This window comes from Veillonella sp. CHU110, assembly GCF_003992255.1.
Lineage (GTDB): Bacteria > Bacillota > Negativicutes > Veillonellales > Veillonellaceae > F0422.
On sequence record NZ_RQVA01000009.1, the window covers coordinates 60,977 to 73,325 of the forward strand.

Consider the following 12,349-nt stretch of genomic DNA (forward strand, 5'->3'; position numbering starts at 1 on the left):
TTAACCTCTTTCACGGTAGTACTGCTCAATTTGCACTAAGAGTACGGAAATGTCCGCTGGAGACACTCCAGAAATACGGCTGGCTTGACCAATAGAATGAGGGCGAACAGCATTTAATTTTTGGATGGCTTCCAAAGAAATACCCTTCATAGAAGTGTAATCCCAATCTTGAGGAATAATTTTCGCCTCTAACTTGCGTACTTTTTCCACTTGTTCTAACTGTTTTTTTATATATCCATCGTAGGTGATGGTAATATCGATTTCTTCTTCCACTGGTGCTTCGTAACGAGGTAAGCCGAAAGCCTCTGCTACTACCGCATAGTTCAATTCATTGCGTTTCACTAAATCGTATGCTTTAATGCCCGTTTTGATGCGAGGTGTACCGATGCGATCTAAGATTTGCTGAGTCTCTTCGCTAGGGTTCACAGGTGTATCCGATAGTAATTGAATGGCTGCTTCAATTTTACCTTGTTTTTCTTTGAACGCTCTATATCGTTCTTCCTTAACAAGTCCGATTTCATAGCCTTTTTCAGTGAGTCGCATATCTGCATTGTCTTGACGAAGTAACAAGCGATATTCACTGCGGCTCGTCATCATGCGGTACGGTTCTTTCGTTCCTTTCGTTACCAAATCGTCGATAAGTACACCGATGTAACCTTCGGATCGAGATAAGATAAATGGCTCTTTTCCTTCTAACCATAAGGCTGCATTAATACCTGCCATCAAGCCTTGCGCTGCCGCTTCTTCATAGCCAGATGTACCATTCGCTTGACCTGCAGAATACAAACCTTGGATATGCTTCACTTGTAAAGCAGGTGTCAATTGCAATGGATCTAAGCAGTCGTATTCAATGGCGTAAGCAGGACGCATGATTTCTACATCTTCCAAACCAGGAATAGTACGTAGGAACGCATATTGCACATCGATTGGTAAGCTTGTACTCATACCTTGTACGTACATTTCGTTCGTATGATTACCTTCTGGTTCCACGAATAATTGATGGCGTTGTTTATCTTCAAAACGAACCACTTTATCTTCGATAGATGGGCAATATCTTGGGCCCGTTCCTTCAATGACACCCGTGTACATAGGGGCACGATGTAAATTGCCACGAATGATATCGTGTGTTTCCTGATTCGTGAAAGTCAACCAACATACTTGCTCATTGCGGTCGATCCAATCAGACATAAAGGAGAAGGCTCTATGGTGAGAGTCACCAGGTTGCATTTCCATATTTTCTGTGTGCAAGGTTCGTTTATCGACGCGAGCTGGTGTACCTGTTTTGAATCGCATCAGCTTAATGCCGTGATTCAATAAAGATTGAGACAACAACTCCGCTGTCCGTTGTCCATTAGGACCACCTGTGTACGCCAACTCACCAGTAATAATCTTGCCTTTTAAGTACGTACCCGTACATAAGATGATCGCCTTGGCTTGGTATACTTCCCCAAGCTCTGACACAATGCCTTGTACAACACCGTCTTCAATGAGCAATTCATTGACCATGATTTGCTTCACATTGAGGTTCTCTGTATTTTCTAAAATTTCTTTCATACGACGTTGATAGGCAACTTTATCGGATTGGGCTCGCAAGGAATGTACCGCAGGTCCCTTTCCTGTGTTGAGCATGCGCATTTGGATGGCCGTCGCATCCGCATTGATGCCCATTTCACCGCCCAATGCATCTAGTTCGCACACTAGATGGCTTTTACCAGGTCCCCCAATCGCTGGGTTACACGGCATAAGGGCAATGTTATCTAAATTCAATGTGGCCATCAAGGTACGGTGCCCCATACGAGCTGTGGCTAACGCAGCCTCACAACCAGCATGACCACCGCCAATGACGATCACATCATACGTATCTACTAAATACATGTATTCTCCTATTTTCCTAAACAGAATCGTTTAAATAATTCATCCACCATGGATTCACGTAAACTTTCACCAGTAATATCACCCAGTAACTCCCATGCAGCACGAATGTCCGTGACAATTAAATCAATAGGCATGCCGCTATCAATGGCAAGAATGGATTGGTCCAAGCTAACTTTCGCCTGTTCCATCAAAGTGATGTGGCGCACATTGCTGAGCATCGCCTCATGACTGGCTTGCACAGTACCGCCTTGTACCAAGGATGTAATGACCTTCGCCATCTCATCCATCCCTTCCCCTTGGGCCGCGCTGATGGTGACAATCTCTGTGAAAGTCCCCAGTGCTGCAATCTCTTCTTTGCTAACACATTGAGCTTGGTCTGCTTTATTCAAGAAGATAATGCTTGGACGATTCGTAATGAGCTGTAGCAACTCTTGTTCTTCCAGTTCTAATGGTTTAGACCCATCAATGACAAGGACCACCACATCTGCTTTATCTAAGTATTGACGTGCTTTTTCAACGCCCATACTTTCCACAATGTCTTCGGTCTCACGAATCCCTGCAGTATCAATTAAGCGCACGGGAATCCCTTGGATCGTCAAAAATTCTTCGATGCTATCACGGGTCGTGCCTGGAATGTTCGTCACAATGGCACGATCCTCACGAAGTAAAGCGTTCATCAAACTAGATTTGCCCGCATTAGGACGACCAATAATGGACACCATCACACCATCACGCAATAATTTACCACGCTGTGCCGTCGCCAGTAGATTGTCCATTTTCTCAAGGATAGGTTCTAATCCAGTGCGTACCTCTTGAGCTGACACCTCTTCAATATCTTCCTCTGGGTAATCGATGGTTACCTCTAGGTGGGCAATCATAGCAATTAACTCATCTCGTAAAGCGCGAATATACTTGGACAAGGTGCCATCTAATTGATTAACTGCCACTTCCAAAGATTGCTCCGTCTTCGCATCAATAATGTCGATGATGGCCTCCGCTTGGGTTAAATCAATACGACCATTCAAGAACGCTCGCTTCGTAAACTCCCCTTCTTCTGCCTGACGTACACCCTCTGAAAGTAGGACTTTCAGTATTTCACGGACTGACACAAAACCGCCATGACATTGAATCTCTACCACATCCTCTGCCGTATAGGAATGAGGGCCTTTCATCAACACTACAATAACCTCATCCAAGGTTTTGCCCGTCTTAGGATGAACAATATGTCCATAATGAATCGTTCGCGTCTGACGCTCACCCAGTGGGATAGATTGTTTACTGTGAAAGATACGATTCACAACATCACACGCCTCAGAACCACTGACGCGGATAATACCAATACCGCCAATCCCTGGAGCCGTCGCAATCGCTGCAATCGTGTCATCTAAAAACATAGTATCTCCTGTCTACATCAATGCCGTTGCTCTAGCGTATAACTAATATATGTCCCTCACGAGGATGCACAATATATAGTATCATTATGATACTTTCATACTACATATAAAGAACATGCATGACATCGAGTAATACCATTTCGCATAAAAAGAAAAGGCCTTTTGGCCTTATATAAATTATATCACGCAACCAAAGTAACATCAATGATAGATAGGATAAAACTCCCTGAGGAATCCCATTACGAGTAGTAGCCTTATGGCGTTCCTTACTACCTAAATCACACGAATACAAGAAGACCGCAACATGTTCCTGAATAAACCTACCGTAAGATCAGTTTGAGAAGGAATATGTTGCGCTCTTCCCTTTGCCTATTCAGTTATGAACGCCATAGGCTACATAGCAAAACCAGTGACTATTGTAATCCCCTATAACCTATGCTATAATGGAGGCAATAAAAGAAGAGCCACCAACGTGTTGAAGGCGTTAGGCTCATCTCGAAAATCAGTAAGAACGAAATAGCCTAACGTGTTGAGGTCCCCAAAACCTCTTATCGTTAGGCGTTTTCATTAGCTATAAAAGCAACGAATAACTTCTACAATTAACATAGAAAATTGAATCAATAAAGATAACTTTTCATATGTAGTCATAGTATCACCTCCTCCTATAGTAGGAAGAGACGAGCCCAACTCACGTTGATAACTCTTATGTTTTTATTATAGCATATTATATTCGCATTGTTTACTTAAACTTAATATCATTTCAACCAGCAAACTAAGCAGCGCCCAAGTTTGCAGATGATGCCGCCACAAACATCCCCAAAGGAATGCCCTTACGAGTAGTAGCCTTGTGGCGTTCCTTACTGACCAAATCATACAGATACAAGAAGAGCACGGTATACCCCTCACAAACATTATGAAGTACCGTTTGTGAGGGGTATACCGTGCTCTTCCCTTTATCTTATCTAGTTAGGAACGCCACAGGCTACATAGCGGAATTAGTTTCTTTTCTTAAACATCCAATAGATATAATAGATCACTAACCCATATGTAACCACATCAAAGACTTGGATAAATGGAGTCATATGTGCTAGACCTTTAAACCCATGAACATGTAAATTACCAGTAATAATAGCTAGTAAATTGAATCGATGTAACCAAATTACAGCCTTACGAGATAAGGCCTTACCACCACGCTTAAACCATGGCGTTAGATAATACATACTCGTTAAGAAGGCAATCAGCATAGCCCCAAAAGAAATATAACCAGTCCACCAAGCCATCATCGCTTTGTGCCCAATCCCAAAGTATACATACACATGTAGACTCGTTAACACCGTACCAATAATCCCTAACAAACGGTGAATCTTATACATCTCACCTAAATTATACTTTTCTACAAACCACTTCGGACGTGTGGCAATATATGTCATCACAAGCCAGGCTGCATACGGAATCATCCCTAGATGAATCTTCCAAAACCCAAGCTTAGTACCTAATTGAGCAAATCCATATTCAAGAAGACCCATAAAAATTAAAGATAAAATCCCGATCCATATAAAAATATCATACTTACTTCTAAACTGTTTCTGTACTCCTTGATTCATAACAAAATACCCCTTTTACATACGCCCTTATCTATCATATATTGATGAATTTCTATATGCAAAAGTATATCATATTATATTATCAAATACAATTTATTATTGAGAAAATTATATTCTAACAACCTAAATCGCGCAAACACAAAAAGAGACAACCTCAAGGAGCGCCCTTTTTTCGTAGAAAGCCTGAGGCGTTTCCTAACTACCAAAATTACACAAACGCAAAAGACCACAACATACTCCTGAACAAACCTACCGTAGGATCAGTTTGAGAAGGAGAGTGTTGCGGTCTTTCATTCACTTGTGTTAGAGCAGAACGCCACAGACTTTCATAGAGAAAATTAGCGACGGTCTCGTTTACGATACACGATAAATGGTCGTGCCAAGTAGTTAAATGGTACGCTTAAGCAATGTACTAAACGGCTGAATGGGAACACAATCGCCACAATCATCCAGGATAGCATATGGAACTTAAAGATACCAGGTACATTTTCCATTAAGGATGGATCTGGCATCGCCATCAATACGCTACGGAACCAAGGTCCAATAGACACACGATAGTCAAAAAATCCAGATGCATTCAATAAGGTACCAGCCATACCACTAAAGATAGCTAGTGTAAAGAACAAGTACAACCATACATCCATTTTAGATGTGTTAGCACGTAATTCAGGTGTTGTGAAACGACGTTTCATAAGCATCAAGAATCCTAAGATAAATAGGAACCCAGCTACAGCACCCATGTACAACGCACCTTGGTGGTACATATGGTCATCCACACCGATCATAGCAGTCCAAGTTTTAGGAATTAATACACCTACCACGTGACCACCGATCACGCAAAGCAAACCAAAGTGGAACAATGGGTTAGCAATACGCAATTGTTTCTTTTCTAAAAATTGACTTGATTTAGTAGTCCAGTTTCTTTCAAAGTAAAAGAAGCGAACAAGAGTCCCTACGACAAAGAAGGTGAAAGCGATATAAGGCAGGGCGCCCCATAGAAATAAACTCATAGTACACCGTCCTCCAATCCATTTGCAACAGATAAAATAATATCAAATAAGAATGCATACGGCAGTTTTGCTTCAATGAAGCGCTCCCGAATATATTCTAATTTTGGTTTACAGTATTCATAAATTTCTTTTGCTTTTTCTTCTTCGATAAGCGCACATAATTCAAGAATAGCTGGGACAAAGTCTGGCATTTCTTTTGGTAAGTCATAGCCATTTTCAAGGAAAAATGCTTTGTATTTCACAAGTTCTTCTGCTTGTTCCCCTGTACCTTGTAACTCATAAGTAGATAAATACATATTCGTATTTTGACTGAAGTCAAAGGTACGCACATATTGATCTTCAAACTCTTTACGAGATGTTTCTTCCACATAGTCGAAGAATTCTACCAAGGCTTGGCGGAGTTGAGGGTGCGCAACAGATGTTGCGTCCCCCTTCCATTCTTGTAATTCATCGTACCAAGTGGCATCAGGATAACGAAGCAGAAATGACGCGATAAGCGCTATTTTCTGAGCATCATTCATTATTGACATCCCCCTGTAGGACAGGCAAAACCACGTTTATGTTGCATATCTGCACGACCTTCACGAGACGCTTTGATATCTGTAGGAATCACGAAACGATCATTGTATTTAGACAAGGCTAACAATTTGTACATTTCATACATTTGATCTTCTGTTAAATCGATTGGATGCTCAGGAGCTTCACCGCCTACATCACGACGACGCATATATTCACGCATGTCTAATACACGTTGTAATACACGAGCTAGGGCATCTGCATTACCTGCTGTAAATAGATTTGCAAGATATTGTACAGGCACGCGCATTTCATTTGCATCTGGTAAGTATACTTCAGATGTAATACGTTGTACGATTGGACTCAACGGTGGCACATACCAAACCATTGGCAATGTACGGTATTCTGGATGCAATGGCAAGCCCACTTTCCATTCTTTGATCAATTTGTAGACTGGAGATTTTTGTGCTGCTTTAATCCAAGCTTCACCAATACCTTCTGCACGAGCCGCTTTTACTACTTCTGGATCATGAGGATCTAAGATTAAATCCACTGTATTTTCGTAGATATCTGTATCATTTTTGGAAGCCGCTGCTGCTTCTACTTTATCCATATCATAGAAGACAACGCCTACATAACGCATTCTACCTACGCAAGTTTCCGCACAAATTTGTGGTAAACCATTTTCCAAACGTGGGTAACAGAATACGCATTTCTCAGCTTTATTTGTTTCCCAGTTGTAGAAGATTTTTTTGTATGGGCAAGATGGTACGCAATGGCGCCAGCCACGACATACATCTTGAGAAACAAGAACTACACCGTCTTCATCACGTTTGTAAATTGCACCAGATGGACAAGCTGCCACACATGCTGGATTCAAGCAGTGATTACATAGACGAGGTAAATAGCGCATGAATACTTTTTCATAGTCAAACACGATATCTTCGCCCATTTTAGCTAAGTTAACATCAGAGCGAGCGTGCTCACCACCAGCCAAATCGTCATCCCAGTTAGGACCCCATTTGATTTCCATTTTTTCTTTTGTTACCAAAGAACGTGGACGTGCTACTGGTTGGTTATTTTTACGACCAGAATGGATCAACGTTTCATAGTCATATGTCCATGGTTCAAAATAGTCTTTCAACTCAGGTTGTTCTGGATGGTAGAACAATTTCATCAAACGATTTGTTTTAGAACCTGTAGCTAATGCTAATTTTCCATCGCTACCAACAGTCCAGCCGCCTTTCCATTTCTCTTGGTCTTCCCAATGACGTGGATAGCCAACACCTGGACGAGTTTCAACGTTATTAAAGTACATATATTCCGCACCTTCGCGGTTTGTCCATGTATTTTTACAAGTGATAGAACATGTGTGACAGCCTAGACACTTGTCTAAATTTAGGACCATAGATACTTGAGCCTTAATCTTCAAGCCAATCTACCTCCTTCATTTTACGAGCCACAATAGTCATATCCCGTTGGTTGCCAGTTGGGCCATAATAATTGAATCCATAACTTAATTGACCATAACCACCAATCATATGTGTCGGTTTCAAATGAATGTGAGTTGGTGCATTGTGTGTACCACCGCGTTGTTTTTTGATTTGCGCAGCTGGTACGTTGATGTGACGGTCTTGGGCATGGTGCATGTAGGAAATACCACGAGGAATACGTGGAGATACTACAGCGCGGGCTGCAACGATACCGTTTTTATTGAAAGCTTCTACCCAATCGTTATCTTGGACATTGATTTCTTTCGCATCATCTTCGTTCAACCAAATTGTTTGTCCACCGCGGAACAATGTTAACAATTGTTGGCTATCGAAGTACATACTATGTGTAGACCATTTATGATGTGGTGTTAAGTATTTCAATGTGATTTGAGGAACGCCCTCTTGTGCATAATCACCTTTCACTGGTGCGTAGGACAAGACTGGTTTATAAAGCGCCATAGCCTCGCCATAGTCACGCATCATTTCATGGTCACAATAGAAGGATTGACGACCTGTGATCGTACGGAATGGAACTTTATCCTCAGTAGATGTTGTAAATGGAGAATAACGACGGTCTTTATTATTTTTACCTGTACTTGTTACAGATGGAATAATAAAGCGTGGTTGACGTACCATATCGTCGAAAGTAATACGTTCTTCTTCACGACCTTTTGCATTTTTTTGAAGATCTGTTAAGCCTGTTTTTTCTTCCATTGCCTGCCAAGAACGAACTGCTAATTTACCATTCGTACAAGAAGACAATGTTAACACAACATTACAAGCTTCACGTGCTTCATAAATGCTTGGACGACCATGAGATACGAAACCTGGTTGGTCGATGGTTCCATTTTGTTCATATAAAGATTGATATTCATCTGATACATCCCATGCTAAACCATGAGCGCCCACTTTATTTTCAATATTAGGACCTAAACCGATGAATTTTTCAAAGATTTTACTATAATCACGTTTCACATGTACAAGATTTGGCATTGTTTTACCTGGAATTGGTTCACATTCACCTTTGCTCCAGTCTAATACTTTACCCAATGGTTGAGCCACTTCGCCTGGGCTGTCATGACCCAATGGTTGTGCTACGATATCTTCGTATTCAGTGAAACCAGACTCTTTCGCTACGCGAGATACAGTTTCTGCCAAAGTACGGAATGTATCCCAGTCAGATTTAGTGTCCCATGCGCAATCAACAGCCGCTTGGAATACGTGCACGTATGGATGCATATCTGTGGAAGATAAGTCTTGTTTTTCATACCATGTCGCTGCAGGGAATACGATATCGGAGTATAACGCCGTGGAGGCCATACGGAAATCGATGTCGATCAACAAGTCTAATTTACCTGTTTCTGGAGCTTCACGCCAGTTGATTTCTTCTGGACGTACTGGTGCATCTTCATCTTCTAGTACGCCATTTTTTGTACCTAATAAGTATTTTAAGAAATACTCATGACCTTTAGAAGAAGAACCAATCAAGTTAGAACGCCATACGAACAAGTTGCGTGGATGATTTTCTTTCGCAGAAGGATCTTCTACGCAGAATTTCAACTCTTTGTTTTTCAAGGCTTGTACAATGTATTGGTTAATTTCAGCTTCAGTACCTGCGCCTGTGGCACGAGCATCATTGATTAAATCTTGATAGTTACGGTTGAAAGTAGGGTAGGACGGCAACCAACCTAAACGAGCAGCCAATACATTATAGTCACCAGGGTGTCTGTAACGAGGTGTGGCTAATTTAGATACACGGTCTGCTAGGTCAATGCAGTCAGAACGATATTGTTCTGTAGCAAAGTAGAACCAAGATGTACCATTTTGTAAACGAGGTGCTTTACTCCAGTCGTTCGCTGTCATAATGCCAGCCCAACCTTCTACAGGACGTAATTTTTCTTGTCCTACATAGTGAGCCCAGCCACCGCCGTTAACGCCTTCTGTACCACAGAACATGATTAAGTTAAGGATCGTACGGTAAATTATGTCAGCATGATACCAGTGGTTGATACCAGCGCCCATGATGATCATGGAGCGACCTTTTGTTTGTTCTGCGTTGTCTGCAAATTCACGAGCTGTACGAATCACTACGTCTGCTTTCACGCCAGTAATTTTTTCTTGCCATGTTGGTGTATATGGAGTGTCTTCTTCATAGCTAGTCGCCACTTCACCACCTAAACCACGATCGATACCATAGTTAGCAAGAATCAAGTCGTAAACTGTTGTTACTTGTACAGGACCTTCTTTAGTTTGTACTGTCATAACAGGAATAGCACGTTCAATAATACCTTCATGGGCTTCGTCACCGAAGTATGGTAATTTCACTAATGCTACGGAATCACGTTGGTCGATAACAGATAAACGAGGGGAGATTTTCTCTCCTGTTGCACGGTTTTCAAGACGTAAATTCCATTTTTTAGGATTTGTATGACGATCACCTAATGTACCATTTGGTGCCACTACTGTATTCGTAATTTCATCGATAACGACAGTGTGGAAATCAGCGCCATCTTCTGTGCTGCCTAAGTCTTGATTGTTCAAGAAACGGCCCGCTTGGATAGCGCCGTTGATTTCTTCTACACGTACTAAGAATGGTAAGTCAGTAAATTCTTTCGCATATTCTTTGAAATATGGAGTTTCTTTATCTACATAGTATTCTTTCAAAATGACATGACCCATTGCCATTGCCATCGCTGCATCTGTACCAGCTTTTACATTCAACCAAGTATCGGAGAATGTAGTGGATTCTGCATAGTCAGGAGACACAGATACTACTTTTGTACCTTTATAACGTACTTCTGCCAAGAAGTGAGCATCCGGTGTACGAGTCAATGGTACGTTGGAACCCCATGTGATAATATAACCTGCATTGTACCAGTCACCAGATTCTGGAGTATCTGTTTGTTCACCCCAAACTTGTGGGCTGGATGGCGGCAAGTCAGCATACCAATCATAGAAGGAAAGTGGAGTACCACCCATAAGGTTCAAGAAACGCGCACCACCTGCATAGGACAACATGGACATCGCTGGAATTACAGAGAATCCTGCGTTGCGGTCTGGACCATATGTTTTTGCTGTATATAATAAAGAAGCTGCTACGATTTCTGTAGATTCATCCCATGTAGAGCGCACAAAACCACCCATACCACGAGCAGATTTATAGCGTTTTGCTTTTTCAGGATCTTCTACAATAGATTTCCATGCTTCAATTGGGTTTTTAGCTGTTTTCTTCGCTTCTCTCCAAAGTTCAATCAACTCACCGCGTACATACGGATATTTTACGCGTAGTGGGCTGTATAAATACCAAGAGAATGTAGATCCACGAGGGCATCCGCGTGGTTCGTAATCCGGCATATCATCTGGTGTTTTAGGGTAATCAGTTGCTTGATTTTCCCATGCAACAACACCATTTTTTACGTAAATGTTCCAGCTACAAGAACCAGTACAGTTTACGCCATGTGTGGTGCGGACTACTTTATCGTAGGACCAACGGTCACGATAAAAATTTTCCCATTCACGACCACCTTCTTCTGTGATTTGATGGCCTGTTGGAGATACGTCCTTCTTGCGAAGAAACTTAAATTTTTGAGATAAAAGACTCATCTCATGTCCTCCTTAAAAATACAAAAAACCCTTGCCTTAGCATTGCTCACAGCAAGGGGGTACAACCTTAATTATTCGATATTGCTAATATTAGGATCGATTGTTTCGATATCTAATTCCAGCAATCCGATTAATGCATCAAAGTCACAGATTACCAGATGGTGTTTATCATAGGCTACATAGCCTAACTTTCGTAACTCACTTAGCATTCGGTTTAAACCTTCCCGAGATGTGGCTGCAAATTCAGCTAGTTCCTGGTTACTCAAAGCAATGTCGATATAAATTCCGTCATCACGTTGAATGCCATAACTATTTGCTAGACGCAACAATGTAGAATAAAATGCACCTTTTTTACCATATAACAATAAGTCTCTATACTTAGCTTGCTGTCGGCGCATATGAAGTGTATAAATCTTCATCATCGCAATGGCTAAGGAATGATCCTTAGCAATAGCAGGCTCAAGTATATCGTAGCGTATGCAATATACCGAACAATCTTCTCGTGCAATCGCGTTAAACACGTAAGATCTTGTATTCGTCTCATACAAAGGAATCTCTCCTAGTACATTATTTTTACCTACTAACCGTAAGGCAAAGATATGTCCACTAGCTTCAAACTTCTTTATGCTAAGACGCCCTTTCTGAACGATATAAAAGTTTTCTGCCTTATCGCCTTCGTGAAACAAAAATTCTCCCTTTTTTAAATGAATTGTTTCACCTGGTAAAGCTAGCAATTGGTCAATTAACTTCTGTTCCATTCTGTCACCATGCATCTTTCAGTAACATATGATATAAACAAAGAAACTTCCTTTACTATATCAACTTCCCACATTACACTTTTGCGTATACTACTA

9 protein-coding genes are annotated in these 12,349 nt (G+C 41.3%); all 9 read right to left on the reverse strand.

Going from position 1 to position 12,349, the window contains the following annotated elements; translation table 11 throughout:
- Positions 1 to 1,875: a tRNA uridine-5-carboxymethylaminomethyl(34) synthesis enzyme MnmG gene (gene mnmG / locus EO122_RS05235; RefSeq protein ID WP_127009684.1), complete on the reverse strand. Its 1,875-nt coding sequence runs from the start codon at positions 1,873 to 1,875 to the stop codon at positions 1 to 3.
- Positions 1,876 to 1,883: 8 nt separating this feature from the next.
- The gene (gene mnmE / locus EO122_RS05240; RefSeq protein WP_127009685.1) at positions 1,884 to 3,269 is read right to left on the reverse strand and encodes a tRNA uridine-5-carboxymethylaminomethyl(34) synthesis GTPase MnmE; all 1,386 of its coding nucleotides are present in this window, start codon (positions 3,267 to 3,269) and stop codon (positions 1,884 to 1,886) included.
- Between the two features lie 567 nt (positions 3,270 to 3,836).
- Complete coding sequence (locus tag EO122_RS08440; RefSeq protein WP_370447247.1) at positions 3,837 to 3,917, reverse strand: putative holin-like toxin; 81 nt, start codon at positions 3,915 to 3,917, stop codon at positions 3,837 to 3,839.
- A gap of 347 nt (positions 3,918 to 4,264) precedes the next feature.
- Positions 4,265 to 4,873 (reverse strand): hypothetical protein, encoded by a 609-nt coding sequence (locus EO122_RS05245; protein WP_127009686.1) that lies wholly within the window; start codon positions 4,871 to 4,873, stop codon positions 4,265 to 4,267.
- A 338-nt stretch (positions 4,874 to 5,211) separates the two neighbouring features.
- Positions 5,212 to 5,883, reverse strand: coding sequence for a respiratory nitrate reductase subunit gamma (gene narI / locus EO122_RS05250; RefSeq protein ID WP_127009687.1), 672 nt, complete (start codon positions 5,881 to 5,883; stop codon positions 5,212 to 5,214).
- Entirely contained in the window at positions 5,880 to 6,404 is a 525-nt protein-coding gene (narJ, locus tag EO122_RS05255) for a nitrate reductase molybdenum cofactor assembly chaperone (protein ID WP_127009688.1), read from the reverse strand. Before narJ ends, narI begins: the two co-directional genes overlap by 4 nt.
- Positions 6,404 to 7,831 carry a nitrate reductase subunit beta gene (narH, locus tag EO122_RS05260; RefSeq protein WP_126938088.1) on the reverse strand — a complete coding sequence of 476 codons (1,428 nt, stop codon included), beginning with the start codon at positions 7,829 to 7,831 and terminating at the stop codon, positions 6,404 to 6,406. Before narH ends, narJ begins: the two co-directional genes overlap by 1 nt.
- A complete protein-coding gene (locus EO122_RS05265) occupies positions 7,821 to 11,495 on the reverse strand; it encodes a nitrate reductase subunit alpha (protein ID WP_127009689.1) in 3,675 nt (1,224 codons plus the stop codon). Before EO122_RS05265 ends, narH begins: the two co-directional genes overlap by 11 nt.
- A gap of 71 nt (positions 11,496 to 11,566) precedes the next feature.
- On the reverse strand, positions 11,567 to 12,253 hold the full coding sequence (locus EO122_RS05270; RefSeq protein ID WP_206168513.1) for a Crp/Fnr family transcriptional regulator: 687 nt from the start codon (positions 12,251 to 12,253) through the stop codon (positions 11,567 to 11,569).
- Positions 12,254 to 12,349 lie beyond the last annotated feature (96 nt).